Source organism: Pseudomonas sp. DWP3-1-2, from assembly GCF_049896285.1.
In the GTDB taxonomy this organism is placed as follows: Bacteria; Pseudomonadota; Gammaproteobacteria; order Pseudomonadales; family Pseudomonadaceae; genus Aquipseudomonas.
The window spans coordinates 447,844-467,271 of sequence record NZ_JAFCTZ010000002.1; the positions used below are offsets into that span (position 1 = coordinate 447,844).

12 protein-coding genes are annotated in these 19,428 nt (G+C 59.9%); 7 read left to right on the forward strand and 5 right to left on the reverse strand.

What is annotated here, in order from left to right; all coding sequences use genetic code 11:
• Positions 1-111: 111 nt before the first annotated feature.
• From hrpA to ACP7B0_RS07910, 5 genes are all read left to right on the forward strand, one after another.
• The gene (gene hrpA, locus ACP7B0_RS07890) at positions 112-4,023 is read left to right on the forward strand and encodes an ATP-dependent RNA helicase HrpA (protein WP_426140603.1); all 3,912 of its coding nucleotides are present in this window, start codon (positions 112-114) and stop codon (positions 4,021-4,023) included.
• A 341-nt stretch (positions 4,024-4,364) separates the two neighbouring features.
• Positions 4,365-5,486, forward strand: coding sequence for a beta-ketoacyl-ACP synthase III (locus ACP7B0_RS07895; RefSeq protein ID WP_426140605.1), 1,122 nt, complete (start codon positions 4,365-4,367; stop codon positions 5,484-5,486).
• Between the two features lie 6 nt (positions 5,487-5,492).
• On the forward strand, positions 5,493-6,101 hold the full coding sequence (locus ACP7B0_RS07900) for an RNA polymerase sigma factor (RefSeq protein ID WP_426140606.1): 609 nt from the start codon (positions 5,493-5,495) through the stop codon (positions 6,099-6,101).
• Positions 6,095-6,340, forward strand: coding sequence for a zf-HC2 domain-containing protein (locus ACP7B0_RS07905; RefSeq protein WP_426140608.1), 246 nt, complete (start codon positions 6,095-6,097; stop codon positions 6,338-6,340). Before ACP7B0_RS07900 ends, ACP7B0_RS07905 begins: the two co-directional genes overlap by 7 nt.
• Positions 6,341-6,443: 103 nt before the next feature.
• A complete protein-coding gene (locus ACP7B0_RS07910; protein ID WP_426140609.1) occupies positions 6,444-11,477 on the forward strand; it encodes an NEL-type E3 ubiquitin ligase domain-containing protein in 5,034 nt (1,677 codons plus the stop codon).
• A 110-nt stretch (positions 11,478-11,587) separates the two neighbouring features.
• Here the strand turns inward: ACP7B0_RS07910 and ACP7B0_RS07915 are convergent, their stop codons facing one another.
• Positions 11,588-12,850, reverse strand: a complete 1,263-nt coding sequence (locus ACP7B0_RS07915; protein WP_426140610.1) for a putative porin — start codon at positions 12,848-12,850, stop codon at positions 11,588-11,590.
• 311 nt (positions 12,851-13,161) lie between these two features.
• On the opposite strand from ACP7B0_RS07915, the gene ACP7B0_RS07920 reads away from it, so the two are divergent.
• On the forward strand, positions 13,162-14,289 hold the full coding sequence (locus ACP7B0_RS07920) for a GNAT family N-acetyltransferase (RefSeq protein WP_426140612.1): 1,128 nt from the start codon (positions 13,162-13,164) through the stop codon (positions 14,287-14,289).
• A gap of 111 nt (positions 14,290-14,400) precedes the next feature.
• Here the strand turns inward: ACP7B0_RS07920 and ACP7B0_RS07925 are convergent, their stop codons facing one another.
• The 4 genes from ACP7B0_RS07925 to ACP7B0_RS07940 form a co-directional block, all read right to left on the reverse strand.
• Positions 14,401-16,233 (reverse strand): ABC transporter ATP-binding protein, encoded by a 1,833-nt coding sequence (locus ACP7B0_RS07925; protein ID WP_426140613.1) that lies wholly within the window; start codon positions 16,231-16,233, stop codon positions 14,401-14,403.
• Positions 16,234-16,346: 113 nt separating this feature from the next.
• Positions 16,347-16,916 (reverse strand): peptidylprolyl isomerase, encoded by a 570-nt coding sequence (locus tag ACP7B0_RS07930; RefSeq protein WP_426140614.1) that lies wholly within the window; start codon positions 16,914-16,916, stop codon positions 16,347-16,349.
• A gap of 133 nt (positions 16,917-17,049) precedes the next feature.
• The gene (locus ACP7B0_RS07935; RefSeq protein WP_426140615.1) at positions 17,050-17,838 is read right to left on the reverse strand and encodes an alpha/beta fold hydrolase; all 789 of its coding nucleotides are present in this window, start codon (positions 17,836-17,838) and stop codon (positions 17,050-17,052) included.
• A 13-nt stretch (positions 17,839-17,851) separates the two neighbouring features.
• A complete protein-coding gene (locus ACP7B0_RS07940) occupies positions 17,852-18,775 on the reverse strand; it encodes a LysR family transcriptional regulator (protein ID WP_426140617.1) in 924 nt (307 codons plus the stop codon).
• 56 nt (positions 18,776-18,831) lie between these two features.
• Here ACP7B0_RS07940 and ACP7B0_RS07945 point away from each other — a divergent pair, with 56 nt between their 5' ends.
• Positions 18,832-19,146, forward strand: a complete 315-nt coding sequence (locus tag ACP7B0_RS07945) for a 3-phosphoglycerate kinase (RefSeq protein ID WP_426140618.1) — start codon at positions 18,832-18,834, stop codon at positions 19,144-19,146.
• The last annotated feature ends 282 nt before the right edge of the window (positions 19,147-19,428 follow it).

Consider the following 19,428-nt stretch of genomic DNA (forward strand, 5'->3'; position numbering starts at 1 on the left):
AGGCTTGCCCGCGAAGCCTGATGTTCGCCAGCCAACTCCGCATCTGCATCATCCTTGCCAAATCTGCGACAATCCCCGCCTTTGCACCCTTCAGAAGACCCTGCGCACCTGATGACCGATCAAACGCCTTCCATTGACCAACTGCTGAAAAACCTCGACCACGCGATGATCAGTGAACGGCATCGTTTGCGTCGCCAGTTGCACGACCTGCGCAAGAAGCCCGATGAGGCGAAGCTGGCGCAATGGGTTGCGAAGGTGCAAGCTTCGTTTGCCCAGGTGACGGCGCGGCGCGACAGCGTGCCGGTGATTCGTTATGACGACAGCCTGCCGATTGCCGCCAAGCGTGACGAAATCAAAGCGGCGTTGCTCAAGCATCAGGTGTTGATCATTGCGGGCGAAACCGGATCGGGGAAAACCACGCAACTGCCGAAAATCTGCCTGGAAATAGGCCGCGGTCAGCACGGTTTGATCGGCCACACCCAGCCGCGTCGTATTGCGGCGCGCAGTGTTGCCAGCCGGGTCGCCGAAGAACTCGGTACGCCACTGGGGGCGCTGGTGGGTTATCAGGTGCGTTTCGAAGATCAGAGCGACAGCAACACCCTGATCAAGCTGATGACCGACGGCATCCTGTTGGCGGAAACCCAGCACGACCGGTTTCTGGAGCGCTACGACACGATCATCGTCGACGAGGCGCATGAGCGCAGCCTCAACATCGACTTCCTGCTGGGCTATCTGAAAACCCTGCTGCCTCGTCGCCCGGACCTGAAGGTCATCATCACGTCCGCGACCATCGACCTGCAGCGCTTTTCCGAGCACTTCAACGACGCCCCTATCGTGGAAGTCTCGGGTCGGACTTTTCCGGTTGACGTCTGGTATCGCCCGCTGACGTCCGAGCAGGACGAGGAGGGCAACAGCGTCGAAGAAGATCTGACCGTGGATCAGGCCATTCTCGCGACCCTTGACGAGCTGGCGGCCTTTGAACGCAGCGAGCGCAAGAGTCCCGGCGATGTGCTGGTGTTCCTGCCCGGCGAGCGGGAAATCCGCGACGCCGCGGAAGTGCTGCGCAAGGCACAGCTCAAGCACACTGAAATCCTGCCCCTGTATGCGCGCCTGTCACCGGCGGAACAGCAGCGGATTTTTCAGTCGCATCCGGGTCGGCGCGTGGTGCTGGCAACCAACGTCGCTGAAACCTCGCTCACCGTGCCGGGCATTCGCTACGTGATCGACACCGGCACCGCACGCATCAGTCGCTACAGCTACCGCGCCAAGGTGCAGCGTTTGCCGATCGAAGCCGTCTCCCAGGCCAGCGCCAACCAGCGCAAAGGCCGTTGTGGCCGGGTCGAGCCGGGCCTGTGCGTGCGCCTGTACAGCGAAGAGGATTTCAACGGCCGGCCTGAATTCACCGATCCGGAAATCCTGCGCACCAACCTGGCCGCGGTCATCTTGCAGATGCTGCACCTGCGCCTGGGTGAAATCACCGATTTCCCGTTTATCGAACCGCCCGATGGCAAGGCCATCAGCGATGGTTTCAACCTGTTGCAGGAGCTGTCAGCGGTCAACCGCGAGAATCAGCTGACCCCTTTGGGCCGTCAACTGGCGCGCTTGCCCGTGGACCCGCGCATGGGCCGCATGCTGCTGGAAGCGGCAAAGCAGGGCAGTTTGCAGGAAGTGTTGATCGTCGCCAGTGCCATGTCGGTGCAGGACGTGCGCGAGCGTCCACCAGAGCGGCAACAAGCGGCGGATCAGGCGCATGCCCAATGGAAAGACGCGGATTCGGATTTCGCCGGGCTGGTCAATCTGTGGCGTGGCTTTGAAGAGCAGCGCCAGGCGTTGACCGCCAGCCCGTTGCGTAACTGGTGTCGCCGCAACTTCCTCAATTACCTGCGCCTGCGCGAATGGCGTGATTCCCATCGGCAACTGAGCTTGATTTGCCGCGACCTGCAATTGACCCTGAATAAAGAACCGGCTGACTACCCGAAATTCCATAAGGCGATTCTTTCCGGTCTGCTCAGCCAGATTGGCCAGAAAGCCGACGAAGGGGATTACCTGGGGGCGCGGCAACGACGTTTCTGGATTCACCCGTCGTCCGGCCTGGGCAAAAAGCGCCCGCAATGGCTGATGGCGGCGGAACTGGTGGAAACCACCAAGCTGTATGCGCGGATGGTCGCCAAGATCGACGCCGACTGGATCGAGCCGTTGGCCGGTCACCTGATCAAGAAGAACCACTTCGAGCCCCATTGGGAGAAGAAGCGCGGTCAGGTCGTGGCGTTCGAGCAAATCACATTGTTCGGCTTGATCGTGGTGGGTCGTCGGCCGGTGCACTACGGCCCCATTGATCCCGTGGTGTCACGCGAGCTGTTCATCCGGGAAGGTCTGGTGCGCGGCGAAATTCATTCCCGGGCCAAATGCCTGACCGCCAATGCCAAGCTGCTGGAAAGCCTCGACGAGCTGGAAGCCAAGGCCCGTCGCCGCGATATTCTGGCCGACGAAGACACGCTGTACAGCTTCTACGAAGCGCGCATTCCCGCCGAAATCCATCAGACGGCAACCTTCGACAGCTGGTACAAGACCGAAAGCCAGAAGAACCCGCAACTGTTGATCATGCGCGAGGAAGACGTGCTGGCGCGGGAGGCCAGTGAAGTCACCGCGACGTATTACCCTGACACGCTGCGCCTGGGCGATCTGACCTTGGCGTTGACCTATCACTTCGAACCCAATCATCCCCGCGACGGCGTGACCGTGCGTGTGCCTGCGCCGCTGTTGCTGTCGCTGCCCGCCGAGCGTCTGGCGTGGCTGGTGCCGGGTTTGCTGGAAACCAAGTGCATTGCCCTGGTGCGCAACCTGCCTAAAGCCATTCGCAAGAACTTCGTGCCAGTGCCGGATTTCATCAAGGCCGCCTTGCAGCGCATGACGTTCGGTGAAGGCTCGCTGCCCCAAGCGTTGGGCCGCGAATTGCTGCGCATGACCGGCGCACGGGTCTCGGATGAGGCCTGGGTTGAAGCGGCGCAGCAGCTGGAAAATCATCTGAAGATGAACCTGGAAATCGTCGATGCCGAGGGCAAGTTCCTCGGCGAAGGCCGTGATCTGGATGAGCTGACCGCACGCTTTGCGCAAGCCAGTCAGGCTGCGTTGGCCGTGCCGCAAACGGCGAAAAGCCAGCAGCCGGTGGAGGCGAAAGTCTTTGCCCCGGTTGCCGAGAAAACCCAGCAGAACATCGCCGGACTGTCCATGACGGTTTACCCGGCCTTGGTTGAAGAGTCAGGCACGGTCAAGGAAGGCCGCTTCTCGACGCTGGCCGAAGCCGAATACCAACATCGTCGCGCCTTGCAGCGCCTGTTGTTGCAGCAACTGGCCGAGCCGGCCAAGTTCCTGCGCAGCAAATTGCCAGGGCAGACCGAGCTTGCGTTGCTGCATCGGGAATTGGGGCGCGTTGACGGGTTGATCGAAGACATCCTGTTGGCCAGCCTGGACAGCTGCATTCTGGAAGGCGAAGCCAGCCTGCCTCGGGACGGTGCCGGGTTGCTCGGTCTGGCCGAGCGTAAACGCGGCGGCTGGACCGAACACGCCGAGCGTCTGGCCAAACTGACCCTGGAAATTCTCAAGCTGTGGCACGGCCTGCAAAAACGCTTCAAGGGCAAGATTGACCTGTCTCAGGCCGTCGCGCTCAACGACATCAAGTCGCAGCTTGGCCATCTGGTTTATCCGGGCTTCGTGCGCGAAACCCCGGCCCAGTGGCTCAAGGAGCTGCCGCGCTATCTGAAAGCCATCGAAATGCGTCTGGAAAAGCTTCCGGGCCAGGTTCAGAAGGATCGGGTCTGGAGCACCGAGTTGGCGGGGCTGTGGGCTCAGTATCAGGCCAGGGCCAGCAAACACGCTCAGGAAGGCAAGCGCGACGCCGAACTGGTGGCTTATCGCTGGTGGCTTGAGGAGTACCGGGTTTCGCTGTTTGCCCAGCAGTTGGGCACCAAAATGGCGGTGTCGGACAAGCGCTTGAGCAAACAATGGAGCTTGGTGGAAGGCTGATTCGATACGGCAGCGTTGAAACCCACTTGTGGAGCGGATTTATCCGCGAGGGCGGCGGTATGGGCGACGCAGGTCGTTGGCGCATGGGTTGGCTTCTTCGCGAATGAATTCGCGCCCACAATAGACCGGCCGCTGTAATGCCTTATCACACGCCCGGATAGCGCCAAATCCGGGCCGATATGGCACACTTCGCCCCTTGAGCCCCCATGTGTTGCCCGGTTTTATTCGCCTGGGGCGTTTTACAGATTCGCATTGGTACGTCGGTCCCAACTCTCTGTTGGCATTGGCGACAATGCTCGAGCAGGTCGTTACCTGCATTGATCAATAAGAGAGGAACGACCGTGCACAACGTCGTCATCAGCGGCACAGGCCTGTATACGCCGGCCAACAGCATTTCCAACGAAGAGCTGGTGCAGTCTTTCAATACCTACGTTGCGCAGTTCAACAGCGAACATGCCGACGCCATCGAGCGCGGCGAGGTGCAGGCGCTGACCGAGTCCAACGCCGCTTTCATCGAAAAAGCGTCCGGCATCAAAAGCCGCTTCGTGATGGACAAGGAGGGCATTCTTGATCCTCGACGGATGAAGCCGAATCTCCCCGAGCGCTCCAACGAGGCGTGGTCGATCCTCTGTGAAATGGGTGTTGCCGCCGCTGAACAGGCGTTGGCGCGGGCGGGCAAGACGGCTGCGGATATCGATGGCGTGATCGTCGCGTGTTCCAATCTGCAACGTGCGTATCCGGCCATTTCCATCGAAATCCAGGCCGCGTTAGGCATTCAGGGTTTTGGCTATGACATGAACGTCGCCTGCTCGTCTGCCACCTTCGGTATTCAGGCGGCCAGCAACAGTGTGCAACTGGGTCAGGCGCGGGCGCTGCTGGTGATCAGCCCGGAAATCTGCACCGCGCATTTGAATTTTCGCGATCGGGACAGCCACTTCATCTTCGGTGACGGTGCGACTGCCGTGGTCGTCGAGCGCGCCGATCTGGCGACGTCGGCCTATCAGTTCGATATCGTCGGCACCAAACTGCTGACGTCGTTCTCCAACAACATCCGCAACAACTTCGGCTTCCTCAATCGCACGTCTGATGAGGGCGAAGGCACGGCGGACAAACTGTTCGTTCAGGAAGGCCGCAAGGTGTTCCGTGAGGTCTGCCCGATGGTGGCTGAGCTGGTGGGCACCCACCTGGAAGAGAACGGGCTTAACGCCAGTGACGTGCAACGCTTCTGGCTGCATCAGGCCAACCTGAGCATGAACCACTTGATCGTCAAGAAGCTGCTGGGCCGTGAAGCGACCATCGAGGAAGCGCCGGTCATTCTCGATACCTACGCCAACACCAGTTCGGCGGGCTCGGTCATTGCCTTTCACACCTATCAGGATGATTTGCCCAAAGGCGCGCTGGGTGTACTCAGCTCGTTTGGTGCCGGCTATTCCATCGGCAGCGTGCTTCTGCGCAAGCGTTGATCGTTCATGCCTGAAACGGCTGAAGCGAAACTGATCGAGCGCCTGCTGGCGGGTGAGCAGCGGGCGTATTGCGAACTGGTGGCGAGCTACCAGAACGCCATGCGCGCGGTGGCCCACGCCATTGTCGGCCCCTTGCAGGTTGATGAAGTGGTGCAGGACGCCTGGCTGGCCGTGGTGCGTCATCTGCCGGGTTTTCAGGGCCGTTCGAGCCTGAAAACCTGGCTGCTGACCATCACGGCCAACACCGCCAAGAGTCGCTACACCCGCAACCGTCGCGATGCCTTGATCGAATCCCCAGCGCCTCACGGCACCCTCGGCGATGAACGCTTCGCCAGCGACGGCCATTGGAAGGCCGCGCCCATCACCTGGCATGAAGACAGCCCCGAAGCCCTGCTCACCGAAGACGAACTGCGCCAATGCCTGGAGCACACGCTGCTCAGCCTGCCGGAACTGCAAAGCAGCGTTTTGCTGCTGTGGGAGCGGGACGGCGTGGAGGCTGAAGTCATTTGTAATCTTCTCGGCCTTTCTCTCTCTAATGTGCGGGTGTTGTTACATCGGGCGCGCTTGAAGGTCTTCGCGTCCATCGAGCATTTCGAGGAGACCGGGGAATGTTGACGTGCAAGGAACACGTGGCGCTGTCGAGCGACTTTATTGATGGCCAACTCGCATGGACGCAGCGCTTGCGCATGCGTCATCACCTGTTGTTTTGCCCGGATTGCCGACGCTTTATCGGCCAGTTGCGGCTGGTGTGCAGAACAATTCAAGCGCTGCCCGAGGTGCCGTCCGATGATGTGAACGACATCGCCGAGCGCCTCGCCCGAGAACGCTTGAACGCCAACGCTGGCGACCGCTGACCGCTCCCCTGTGTTTTGCCCGGGTAATAGCCGGGTATGTCATCTTGCTGTGCCGGATCAATACCGTGAATGAACTCTTCAAGCGTCATTCAAGGATTGACCGATGTCTGCGACACAGGCCCTCAGCGGCACACACGTAACTTCTTCGACCCCGGCGTCAACCCAGGCAGACGCTGCCGAGCGCGATGATTCTCAGCCTTTTGGCACGGGCCACGCCAATCTGGAGTTTCTAAAAGAAGCGCTTCCGGCCTGGTACCTCAAGGCACCCAAGCAGATGCGCGAGGCACTGCGTCAGAGCCAGTTGAAAAGCCTGGGATCTCAGCGGGTGCTGGAACCGATCCGGGCCCGGTTGCAGTCCATCAATGCCTTTGCCACGCCCTTGCTGGAGCAGGCGCTGCTTGATCACTTCAAACTGCGTCTTGATGTGACGGCCAATCAGTTGGTGACCATGCAGGTCAAGGATCTGCTGCTGGTGCAGACACGCACGCCGGTCAAACAAACGCTGCTTGAAGCGGCTCTGCAGAATTTCGAAGCGGGCGAGGCCATCGACGGCGGCTTTGGGCATGGCGCGGCGCTGTTGCCGGTAGACGGTTTGCAGGTGGAACTGGTCTACGGCTCCGGCCTGATACCCAAGCTGCCACGTTTTCGTTACCGCTATACCGGCACGCTGGACATCAAGCCTGAACGCTTCGCGAAGCTAAGCCGCGTTCTGGACCTGGGCGGGCGTTATCAGACGCATCTGGACAGTGTATTCAAACCGGTAACACCGGCCGGCCAGCCCCCGGGTTCAGCAGCCCAGGAAGTCGCGGCCGCTTACATGAACGGTGAGCGTGATGCGTTTGAGGTCCTGGCGTATACGGCATACATGGAGGGCCACCTCTACGATGAGGTTCACGCCATGCTGCTGGAGATGGTCAAACCCGACGGCAACCCACGCTGGGACGGGTCGCCCGTGCGTTATCGCCAGTTGCATATGCTCGACACGTACGCGTTTCCCGGCAGCACTCTGTATGGCGCATTGGTGATCGAGCCGGATCAGCCCGGGGAGGATCTGCCATGCGTGGTCTATCTGCCCGGCGATCCCGAAACGCCCCTGAAACACTACAGCTCATTCACCGGGTTCACGGACGCGCTGCGTCTGAAACTTACCGACACCCGGTATCAGGCGTATTTCCAGCGGTTTGTCAGCCTGGAACAGAGTCACCTGTTCTTCACCAAACTCAATGAGCGCTTGAGGCCGTCACCGGCTTCAACGGTGGGTGGCGGTCAAGGGGCTGCGCCGTTCAATGTCAAGGCCGAGCTGTACCTGACCAAACGCCCCATCAGCAAACCGCCGTTCGAGCTGTTGCACGATCATTTGGTGAGCAAAACCTATGCGGACTCCCGAGTTGTCGCGGTGCCGACAAGCGACGAAGACCGCAAGAGTCGCCTCAAGCGTTGGCAAGCGTTCGAGTCTGCCGGTATGAACCTGTTGATGGTGGCCGGGTTTTTCGTACCGGTACTGGGGGCCGCCATGACAGTGATTGTGGCCGGTGAGTTGTTGCATGAGGCGTTCGTCGCGGTGGAGGACTGGACCCACGGCGAAACCGAAGAAGCTATCAACCACCTGTTCGATATCGGGGAGAACATCGCGGCGATGGCCGCACTGAGCGGCGCGCTTCATGTCGGACGCCAACTCGTGCCCTCAACCTTCATCGAGAGCCTGAGCCCGGTCAAACTGCGCAACGGCCTGACCCGGCTATGGAAGCCGGATCTGGCCTCTTTTCGGCAAGAGCTTACCTTGCCGCAGTGGATCAGCGCCGATGCCCAGGGCTGCATCAAGCACCACGGCAAAACCTGGCTGCCGTTGGCCGGCAAATTCTATCGGATCGAATTCGACACAACGCTGAACAAATGGCGCGTCCTGCACCCTTCGGATGCCGACACGCTGTCCCCGATCCTTGAACACAATGGTGAAGGGGCCTGGCGTCATGAAGGCGAAAACCCCATGGGCTGGGATGAGCTCACCGCCTTCAAGCGTTTGAACGCCGACTATCACACCTTCACCGATGAAACAGCCAGCCGATTACTGCAGATTACCGGAGCAGACGAGGCGGTGTTGCGTCAGGTGCATGTGGATAAACTGCCGGCACCGGCCTTGCTCAAGGATGTGGTGCACCGTTTTGCCGCCCAACAGCAGGTGGACGCGTTCATCACCCATATGAGTGGCGAACCGGGAAACCTGAGCGTGCCTTATATCGGGCCGTTCTTGCAGCTACTGACCTCGATGCCGCATTGGCCGGAGAGGGTTGCTCTGCGTTTGCTGGATGAGCAGGGCGCCGTGTTGCAAACCTGGAATGCCACGCCCGGTATCGATTCGGCCATTCAGGTCGCCTATTCGCCTGGTCGTATGACGCCTGTGCTGGAAAGCATACTGGCGGGGCTTACGCCGGAGGAGATTGAGGGGTTGTTAGGCGAGACCGTCCAGGAGAAGCAGGCCAGGGTTGTGCATCTGGCGCGGATCCTCTCTGAGCAGGCTGAGGCGCATCAAGGGCGACTGCGTGACGAAATTCATGGGCTGCAAAGCGAGTCCAGCGATGCGTTGATCAAGCTGATTCAGCGTGACTATCCGACGCTGCCCGACGTTGTGTGCAAGGAGATCCTGGGCGCGGCGACCCAAGCGCAGGAAACCCGCATGATCTCGGCTCAGCGCATCCCGCTGCCCCTCGCTGAGCAGGCGCGTGAGTATCAGCAGCAGTTACGCCTCAACCGTGCCAATGAAGGGTTCTTCCTCAAGGAAACAGCGAACCCCGATACCCGCAAGGCAGGTTTCAAATGGCTGTCACGTTTGCCCGGTTGGCCGGCACGTATTGCCCTTGAAGTTCGTGATTCGACTTTTTCAGGTGAATTGCTTGAAAACCTGGGCAGTGTCGACAACGCCGAGGTGCACGGCATCATCGTCAAAACCAAGGCCGGGTATCAGGCCACTGACTCGCATGGCAACGCCATGGGGCGGACGGACCAACCGTTTTTCACGGCAGTGCTTGACGCATTACCTGACTGGGTTCTGGGTGATATTGGTCTGCCACGCGCATCAGGTGAACAGGGGCTGCGGACTCGACTGGGCGAGCTGGCGGCAGGGCAGCGCGATGCGGTCGCCAACCTGCTGGGGCTGCAAGCGGTCAAGCCCGGCTTCAAGTGGCCGCAGCGCCTGGCCGACGGTCGCACCGGGTACCCCATGAGCGGGCGTTTGCGCGGTTTTTTCAAACGGTTGAGGCTGGGGTCGTCAGGTTATTCCCCTGAGTTGGCCGTTAAAACGCTGTACCCCGCACTCGACGAAGCCGAGATCAAGGCATTCCTCGACGCGCTGAAGGCACGACACACCGGGCCAGCTCAGCCGCTCAAGGCATTCCTCAAGGAACAGCTCGATGCGTTGGCAAGCGAATACAAGACGCTTGATGCGGCTCTGGACAGCTGGTCAGAGTCGGCGCAGTCGTTCGCCACTCGATTTGCCCGTCGCGAGGCTTCGATGCGTGTGAGGAACGCCTGGAGGCATGACGGCCGACGGCTCCATCGCGGCGCAGGCCGAATGTTTGAATGCGAGTTGGACCTGAGCGATCTGGCCATTGAGACATTGCCGCGTCTCAATGGCAATTGGGAGCACGTTGTCCGTCTGCGCCTCAAACGACTCGATCTGACGAGCACTGATGCCGACGAGTTCTTGAGTCACTTTCGTAACCTGACCTCGCTGAACCTTCGGGACAATTACCTGGCCAGCGTGCCCAGAGCAGTGGTGCAGATGCCCCGGCTTGAGCGGCTGACGCTGGCGGAAAACCCTCTGGTGCTGGATGCGATTAGCGCCGAGCGCTTGAAGCAGTGCACCGAGTTGAGGTTGCTGGACCTGGACCTTTGCCGGGTGGGGCCGGACTTGCACCGACTCAGCCGCTTCCCTCGGTTGTTCAGGCTGAACGTACGAGGCACCCGAATCGTGACCCTGCCCGCGTGGCTCTGGCGATGCACGGCGTTGAGGCATCTTGATTTGCGCCATAACCAGATAGCGGACCTCACGGGCACCGAGCTTCGCCACCTCGGCACGCCCGGCCTGCTTGCCCAGCTGCACGATAACCCCCTCAGCGAGGCAGCCCTGGCCAGGGCGCGTGTCGTGTTGACTTCAGCGGCAAGACGACTGATGGGGCTGGAGCCTGCAAGGGTGCATGTCCCTGAACCTGCCGCGCCGGTATCGTCATGGCTGGAGGGCGCTGCTGCGTCAGCCCTGGAGGCTCGACGTCTGCGGTGGGACGACTTGCGTGCAGAGCCTGGCTCCACGGCGTTTTTCCAGGTGTTTGACGAACTGACGGTTTCGGCTGATTACGTCAGTGATCGACTCGCACTGACGCGGCGCGTGTGGCAAGTGGTTGATGACGCCAGCGAAGATTCCGAGCTGCGTCAGGAGCTGTTTGAGCTGGCGGCGCACCCGCAAACCTGTGGCGATGGAGCCGCCATCGTATTCAGTAATCTGGAAATCCACGTGACGGTGTTCAAGTTGACCAGGAGCACGCCGCTTACCCTCCAGCCTGCCGCCTTGTTCAAATGCGTGAGGGGCCTGGACCGCCTTGATGAACTTGAGAAGATTGCCCAGACACTGATCACCCAACGCGTATCCACAGGGTTGGCAGTTGACGAAGCTGAAGTCAGGCTGGCTTTTCGAGCCGGTCTGGCGAAGCCTCTTGATCTGCCGGCCCAACCCGAAAAAATGCTGTTCAGTCGGCTGGCAGACGTCAGTCAGGCCATGCTCAACGACGCCTATGGCCGGATCATCGGGAGGGAAGGCACGCCGGACTTCCTGGACGCGCTCAACTCACGTGAGTTCTGGATGACGTTTCTGGAGAGTCGCTACGCGGATCGCTTCGAGCCTGTAAAAGCGCAGTTTCAAAACCGTCTGGAGGCGCTGGAGAGCGAGAAGGACGCGGGTATGACCGATGACCAGTATCTGGAACGAATCGGGGTGATTCAGCGTGAGCGTAGCGAGGCTTTGAATACGATGGCATGCAATGTGTCGCGGGAAATTCAGGTGGGGGTAGTGCGCGATGACCTTGCTGTTCTGACCCGTCGAATGATGATGGGGGCGGGTACTTCGCGAACATCACGTACAGACTGAGCGCAGGGCGTGTTGACGGATGATGGGGATCAACCCGCCCTGGTCAGCTAGAAACGAAAGGCTGCGCTGAGTGCACCTCAACGCAGCCTTTTTTACCGCAGTGCCTGTTCTTAGAACTTGGCTTCCACGTCCAGCTGCAGCGTGTTGGCATCTGCGTCGCGCTGGCTGGCCACGGCGTAGTCAGCCTTGGTCAGGAAGTAAGTAGCGCCGACGGAGAAGTTCTTGTCGATTTCGTAACCGACCTTGAACTTGTGACCGCGCGAACCGGTGGTGCCGTTGGCGAAGTCAGAGTCAGTGAACGCGCCGACCACAGCGTTACGCTGAGTGTCGCGGTAGTTGTAGTCCAGACCGAAACCGAACACCTTGGTTTTCACGCCAGCCAGCCAGGCGGTGTCCTGATCATCAGTGCTGTCATTGTTGACGATGTACTGACCGTACAGTGCCAGAGGCACGGCGAGACCGCTGACATCAATCTGGCCGAAACCTTCGTACAGACGGAACTCATTGGTGGTGTTGCCGTTGACGCGCAGGGCAGCACTGTCCTTGTCATTGTCGAAGGCGTAGACGCTACCGCCCAGCGTGACTTTCAGGTTGTCGGTCGGCGAGAAGCGCGCGCCCAACTGGCCAGCGGTCATGCTCAAGTCGTGACGGAATTGCGTACCTTCGCCGTCGATGTTGTCTTTGAGCGTGTAGTAACCGGCGCTGCCGAACAGCTCGGTCTTGCCACCCAGCGGGTAGCTGTAGGTTGCAGCCAGACCTTCAGGGTTGATGTCGCCGTCCCAGATCACGTCACCCATGCTCACCCATGGCTGGTTCATCTTGCCGCCGATCACGTGCAGGTTTTTGACTGCTGTAGGCGCGTAGTCAATGAAGCCCAGGTCCAGCCACAGGTCTTTCTTGACGAAGTAGCCGTCCAGGTCCTGGTTGGTGGAGCGCGCATCGCTGCTGCCGCCGGTGGCGATACGGATGCCGGTGCTGACCTGCGGGTTGATCTCGGTGTAGGCACCCAGACGAGCGCGGATACGCTGGCGGTCTTTGTCCTGGCTGTTGGTCTGGCCATCAATGTTGATGGTTTCCTGACGCACACGCACATCACCTTTGAACTGAGTCTTGGTCGCCCAGGCAACTTTCTGTTCGAACGCGGCCTGCGAGGCTGATTTGGTGTTCTGAACGTCGGCGAGGGCTTGCTTCTGAGCCTGCTGGTCTTTTGCCAGTTCGTCTTGCAATTCGGCGTACTGAGCCTGATTGATCGAGCCGTTGGCCCGGAGCATTTCGAGCAGTTTAGCGTCGACTGCGGCGTTGGCCGGAACACTCAAGGCCAGTGCCAGACCACCACACAGGACCGCTGCAGTTTGTGCAGAAACAAGACGCATATCAATCTCCATAACTTGATAGAGGACGACGGCAGGCCATCCTGGAAAAACCGCTCCACGGTCAGAGCGCGAAAGGGGGTTAGTGCCCCCGGTTCTAAAAACTGGCGCCAGTATCGCTGCGGGTTATTACAGAAAAGTGGCAAAGCAATGGCACGTCGATGACAATGCAACTTTTCACCAAACCCGCGGTCTAGAGCGTTCGCCTGATTAAACTGTGAGCCAGGCGGTAAGCCATGCCGCGAACCAGACCGTGAACAAAGCACGTCGATAAGGGATACTCCCGCCACGTCAGACTCATCGGGGAAGTCCGCATGCCCGTTCACTCCGCCAGCATTGATACCGTCGCCCCCGCCCAGTGGGACGCGTTGGTTCCCAGTGGTCAGCCGTTTTTGCGTCATGCTTTCCTCCGCGCCCTCGAAGACAGCGGCAGCCTCGGCCCGCGCTCAGGTTGGCGAGCCGAACACTTTCTCGGTTATCAGGACGGGCAACTGGTCGCTGCGTTGCCGGCCTATCGCAAATGGCATTCCTACGGCGAGTACGTGTTCGATCACAGTTGGGCCGATGCCTGCCGTCGCGCTGGCATCGCCTATTACCCGAAACTCCTGGTGGCGATCCCGTTCAGTCCGGTCAGCGGGCCGCGGGTGCTCGCGGCGTCCCCTCAAGCCGGCGTTGAGTTGCTCAGCGCCGTGCCGGGTTATTTGCAGGCCGAAGGTCTGTCCAGCGCCCACGTCAATTTCACGGATCCACTGGCGGATGCTTTTTTGTCCGAGCAGCCGGGGTGGCTGCAGCGTTATGGCTGCCAGTTTCACTGGCACAACCGGGGCTATCGGGATTTTCAGGATTTCCTCGATGCCTTGAGTTCGCGCAAGCGCAAGCAGATGCGCAAGGAGCGCGAGCAAGTCGCGGCCCAGGGCATCGAGTTCGAGTGGCTGGAAGGTCATCAACTCAGCGAAGCGTTGTGGGATTTTGTCTACGCCTGCTATGCCAATACCTACGAGATTCGCGGGCAGTCGCCGTACCTGACGCGGACGTTTTTCAGCCTGCTGGCCGAGGGCATGCCTGAGGCGATTCGCGTGGTGCTGGCGCGTCAGGGCTCACGACCGGTCGCCATGGCGTTCAGCCTGACAGGTGGGGACAGTTTTTATGGCCGCTATTGGGGATGCCTGGCGGAGTTTGACCGTCTGCATTTCGAGACCTGTTTCTATCAGGGCATGGACTACGCCATCGCCCACGGCGTGCAGCGCTTCGACGCCGGTGCGCAAGGTGAGCACAAACTGGTGCGAGGCTTTGAACCGGTCATCACCCGTTCATGGCATTACCTGACCCATCCGGGATTGAAAGACGCCGTGACAGGTTTTCTCGAGCAGGAGCGGGTAGGGGTGCTGGCGTATGCCGAAGAGGCGCGGGGGGCTTTGCCGTATCGGCAAACTCTGGAATAAGCCGTTGGAACGAGGCTTGCCCGGGAAGAGGCCGGTACACTCGGCCTCTGCTTCGAACCTGAAACAAACCCTCCAGGGGCAAGCTTCGCTCCAGCGGTTTTTCAGGGGCTGTCAGTCAATCCCCACGAACCCGCCGGTCTGATGCTGCCACAGCCGCGCATACAATCCGCCGTGTGCCAGCAATTGGGCATGAGTGCCGCTTTCGGCAATCTGGCCGCGCTCCATGACCACCAGACGATCCATGCGAGCGATGGTGGACAGGCGGTGGGCGATGGCGATGACGGTCTTGCCCTTCATCAAGGTTTCCAGACTTTCCTGAATGGCCGCCTCGACTTCCGAATCCAGCGCGGAGGTGGCCTCATCCATGATCAGGATCGGCGCATCCTTGAGCAGCACCCGCGCAATAGCGATCCGCTGACGTTGGCCACCCGACAGTTTGACGCCTCGTTCGCCCACCTGGGCGTCGAAGCCGCTACGACCTTCGGCATCCGACAGTAGCGGGATGAACTCATCGGCACGGGCCTTGCGCACGGCTTCCCACAATTGCTCATCCGTGGCGTCAGGTTTGCCGTACAGCAGGTTGTCGCGGATCGAGCGGTGCAACAGCGAAGTGTCCTGAGTGATCATGCCGATTTTTTCCCGCAGGCTTTCCTGAGCGACGTGAGAAATGTCCTGGCCATCAATCAGAATCCGACCGTTCTGCACGTCGTACATGCGCAGCAGCAGATTGACCAGGGTTGATTTTCCTGCACCGGAAGGCCCAATCAAACCGATCTTTTCTCCGGGTTTGATATCCAGGTTCAAGCCATGAATGATCCCGTTGCCATTGCCGTAATGGAAATCAACGCCGTCGAATTTGACGCCGCCCTTGTCCACGTGCAGCGGCTGCGCGGCTTCACGGTCGGTGACGCTTACCGGCTGCGAAATGCTCTGCAGGCCGTCCTGAACCATGCCGATGTTTTCGAAGATGCCGTTGACCACCCACATGATCCAGCCCGACATGTTGACGATACGAATCGCCAGGCCGGTCGCCAGTGCGATGGCGCCCACCGAAATCAGGGACTGAGTCCACAGCCACAGCGCCAGCCCGGTCGTCGTCACGATCAGGATGCCGTTCATGGTGGTGATGACGGTGTCCATGGCCGTCACGACACGGCCAGCCAACTGGCTTTTTTCCGTCTGTTCGCTGATGGCTTCCCGCGCGTATTGCTGCTCGAAATTGGTGTGCGCGAAGAGTTTCAGCGTGGTGATGTTGGTGTAACCGTCGACAATGCGCCCCATCAATTTTGAGCGTGCGTCGGATGACACCACCGAGCGCTCTTTCACCCGGGGCACGAAATAGCACAAAGCCAGAATGTAGGCGACGATCCAGGTCGACAGCGGGATGATCAGGCGCCAGTCGGCCTCGGCAAACAGTACCAGCGCACTGATGGCATAGATCAGAACGTGCCACAGGGCATCCACGGCCTGCACGGCCGAATCGCGCAATGAGTTACCGGTCTGCATGATGCGTTGAGCGATGCGCCCGGCGAAGTCGTTCTGGAAAAACTTGATGCTCTGCTTCAGCACGTAGCTGTGGTTTTGCCAGCGAATCATGCTGGTCATGCCGGGGCTGATGGTCTGATGCACCAACAGGTCATGCAGGCCGACGAAAATCGGGCGCAGCACGAGGGCAACCACCGTCATCCAGATCAGTTCGGTGGCGTGGATGCTGAAAAAGTCTTTGTTGGGTTCGCCTTGAGCCAGGTCGATGATGCGGCTCAAGTAGCTGAACAGCGCCACTTCGATCAGCGCGCCGATCAGGCCCACCACCAACAGCGCCGCAAAGGTGGGCCACACCTGACGCAGGTAATAGATGTAGAAGGCGAGGACTTTATTCGGCGGGGCTTGGGTCGGTGCGTCGCGGAAGATGTCGATCAGTTTTTCGAAACGACGATAGAACATATCTGACGCCCGCTAAACCGCAGGCTCTCCTTACTGGGTAGAAAGCTCCCTGGATCAGACCGCATGATCGGGGGATTGCTCATCTCCCTTGCATGCGGTCCGTCACATCCGGCTCAGTCGACGCGCTTGGCGGACTTGATCAGGATCGGGTCCAACGGCACGTTCTGCATGCCACCTTTGTTGCCGGCCTGAGCGTTGACGATCTGGTCGACCACGTCCATGCCTTTGACGACTTTACCGAACACGGCATACCCGAAATCACGCGCGCCGTGATCGAGCATGGCGTTGTCGTTGGTGTTGATGAAGAACTGGCTGGTGGCTGAGTTCACGTCCGACGTGCGTGCCATGGCAATAGTGCCGCGCACATTGTGCAGGCCATTATCCGCTTCGTTCTTGATGGGAGCCTGCGTTGGTTTTTGCGTCATTTGCGCCGTGAAACCGCCGCCCTGGGCCATGAAACCCGGGATGACACGGTGGAAAATGGTGTTGGTGTAGAAGCCGCTGTCGACGTACTTCAAGAAGTTCTGGGTACTGATCGGCGCCTTGGCGTCAGCCAGTTCGATTTCGATCGCGCCGAAGCTGGTGTCGAGCACGACGTGGGTCGGCTTGGCGGGTGCGGTGGCCGCCATCAGATGGGCGGCAAAAAGCACGGAGCAGGCGGCGATAGCGATTTTTTTCAACATGGGTCAGTTGATCCTGATTGAGGGTTTCGACTGCGATCAGCAATGCGGACATGCTGTGATCCAGCCCGCAAGGTAAGCACGTTTGGCTTTTTTTGCCCAGCATCACGACACGGGGCACCCGGCGCAGTCTGCTTCAGACCGGCACGGTATCGATGAATTCCAGCACCACGCGATTGAATTCATCCGCCTGATCCAGCGGCGTGGCATGGCGCGAGTCCTTGATGACGACCAGCTTTGCATTGGGGATCAGGCCGACGTAGGCCTGTTTCAACGCCACCGGGGTGTAATCGTGGTCGGCGCTGATGATCAGTGTCGGGCAAGTGATGCGCGCCAGTTTTTCCTGCACGCCCCAGCCAATGATCGCATCGAAACTGGCCAGGTAAGCGCGCTTGTCGTTTTCGGCCCAGCGCGTCGCCATTTTGTTGCGCAGGTGCGCCTGTTCGGGCTTGGGAAACAGATTGCGGCCCAGGGCCTTGCCCAGGGTTTCCATGCCCAGCAGTCGTGACAGGCTCCAGCGCTTGGCCCATTGCCAGACGTCATTGGCGCTTCTGACCTTGACCTGCGGTGCGCTGTTGACGATGCACAGGCTTTTGATGAGGTGAGGATGATCCACAGCGAGCTGAAAGCCGATCATGCCCCCCATGGACAACCCCACCAGATGCACCGCAGGCAGGTTCAGATGCTCCATCAGCCCCAGCACATCGCCGCTGAAGCCGCGAATGCTGTAGCGCTCCCGGGGTTTGTCGGAACGGCCATGACCGCGCATGTCCATGGCGATGACGTGATAGTGCGCAGCCAGGGCCGGAATCTGGTATTCCCAGTCCCGGCAACTGGAGCCCAGCCCGTGAAGCAGGAGCAGGGGCGCACCTTGCCCGTATTCCTCGTAGTGCAGCGTGCAACCGTCAGACTCGAACCAGGCCATGGACGTCTCCTTGTCAGGCTTGTGAAGGTACTGCGAAAGGGGTTGTCAGTGGCGCGGTATCGAACATGCGGATCAGCTCGATGAGGATCTGCGTCGCCGGGCCCAGGGGTTTGTCTTTGCTGGAGTAAAGATAGAAGGTCGGGCTGCGACTGCCGCCTTTATCCAGCGGCAACGCCTTGAGCACGCCTTCCTTGAGTTCGCGCTCGATCATGTGCCTCGGCAGCCAGGCAAAGCCCAGGCCGCTGCTGACAAAGGTGGCGGCGGTGGCCAGGCTGCCCACCGTCCAGCGCTGTTCAGCGCCCAGCCAGCCAACGTCCCGTGGCTGTTGTCGGCCCGAATCGCGGATGACCACTTGCAACTGGATTTCCAGATCCTGGAAATTCACCTCCCGCTGCAGCTGATGCAAGGCGTGCTCCGGGTGCGCGACAGCCACGAACTCTACCGTGCTCATTTCCGTGCCCAGATAGCCGGGAATGCTGAACCCGCTGATGGCCAGATCGGCAACGCCTTCGAGCAACACTTCTTCCACACCGGACAGCACTTCCTCGCGCAGACGCACCCGGCAGCCCCGGCTCTGGGGCATGAAGGCGGTCAGGGCGCGAACCAGGCGGGCATTGGGGTAGGCGGCGTCGACCACCAGGCGTACTTCGGCTTCCCAGCCTTGCTCCATGTGATGAGCCAGGTCTTCGAGCTGGCTGGCCTGCTTGACCAATTGCCGGGAGCGCCGCAGCAACACACCGCCCGCTTCGGTGAGCACGGCTTTGCGCCCGTCGATGCGCAGCAGCGGCACACCGAGCTGGTCCTGCATGCGCGCCACGGTGTAACTCACCGACGACTGCGACCGATGCAGGGCTTCGGCTGCCTGGGCGAAACCGCCATGATCGACCACGGCTTGCAAGGTTCGCCATTGATCGAGGGTGACGCGGGGGGCTTTCATCTGTAGCTCCTCTGCTCTTGCTGCTAATCTGCCAGTCCCTCTCTGGAGACCGCCCGATGAATAAGATCTGTTGTGTAGTGCTGGCCATGCTGCCGTTGAGCGCCTGGGCTTACCCCATCGAAGTGGAAAAACACTACGAAGGCGTGCAAATCGATTACACCAGCCATGACACTTTCTATGACACCGGCGCGATCACGGTGAACAACTACGGCGACGTGCCGGCCAAATGCAGCGTCTCGTTCCAGAATGGCCCCGAAGCACCCAAAATACGCCGGATAGCGGTCGCTGCAAAAAACAGCGTGGACGTTTCCGCCAAGTTCAACCGCAGCATCATCAAGTTGCGGATCAAGCTCGACTGCGAGCCGCAATGACCCGTGGCCGGGGTGTCGAACTGTCGTGAAGAGTAGAGCGCCCCTGCGGATAAGACAATTTTTTAGATGTTTAACCGAGGGTTTACAGGCTTTTTAATCGATACGGCTTTCTCCTCTGCAGGTTATCGACGCCGAATGCTTTTTAAGGGAGACGAGCACCCCGCGTACTGTTTGGATCGTCTGGAAGCATTTTGCGCAACGCCCTTGTGGAATTTGGCTAGACTCCGTGCTTAGCTGAATCGTTTAATCCGCTGTGTAAAACCATAATTCCAATAAGGACCG

Bases quoted from the DNA above. Each gene is read 5' to 3' on its own strand.
- ACP7B0_RS07905 (WP_426140608.1), top strand. From the start codon at position 6,095: ATGTTGACGTGCAAGGAACACGTGGCGCTGTCGAGCGACTTTATTGAT.
- ACP7B0_RS07900 (WP_426140606.1), top strand. From the start codon at position 5,493: ATGCCTGAAACGGCTGAAGCGAAACTGATCGAGCGCCTGCTGGCGGGT.
- ACP7B0_RS07930 (WP_426140614.1), bottom strand. From the start codon at position 16,916: ATGTTGAAAAAAATCGCTATCGCCGCCTGCTCCGTGCTTTTTGCCGCC.
- ACP7B0_RS07910 (WP_426140609.1), top strand. From the start codon at position 6,444: ATGTCTGCGACACAGGCCCTCAGCGGCACACACGTAACTTCTTCGACC.
- ACP7B0_RS07925 (WP_426140613.1), bottom strand. From the start codon at position 16,233: ATGTTCTATCGTCGTTTCGAAAAACTGATCGACATCTTCCGCGACGCA.
- ACP7B0_RS07935 (WP_426140615.1), bottom strand. From the start codon at position 17,838: ATGGCCTGGTTCGAGTCTGACGGTTGCACGCTGCACTACGAGGAATAC.
- ACP7B0_RS07920 (WP_426140612.1), top strand. From the start codon at position 13,162: ATGCCCGTTCACTCCGCCAGCATTGATACCGTCGCCCCCGCCCAGTGG.
- ACP7B0_RS07945 (WP_426140618.1), top strand. From the start codon at position 18,832: ATGAATAAGATCTGTTGTGTAGTGCTGGCCATGCTGCCGTTGAGCGCC.
- hrpA (WP_426140603.1), top strand. From the start codon at position 112: ATGACCGATCAAACGCCTTCCATTGACCAACTGCTGAAAAACCTCGAC.
- ACP7B0_RS07940 (WP_426140617.1), bottom strand. From the start codon at position 18,775: ATGAAAGCCCCCCGCGTCACCCTCGATCAATGGCGAACCTTGCAAGCC.
- ACP7B0_RS07915 (WP_426140610.1), bottom strand. From the start codon at position 12,850: ATGCGTCTTGTTTCTGCACAAACTGCAGCGGTCCTGTGTGGTGGTCTG.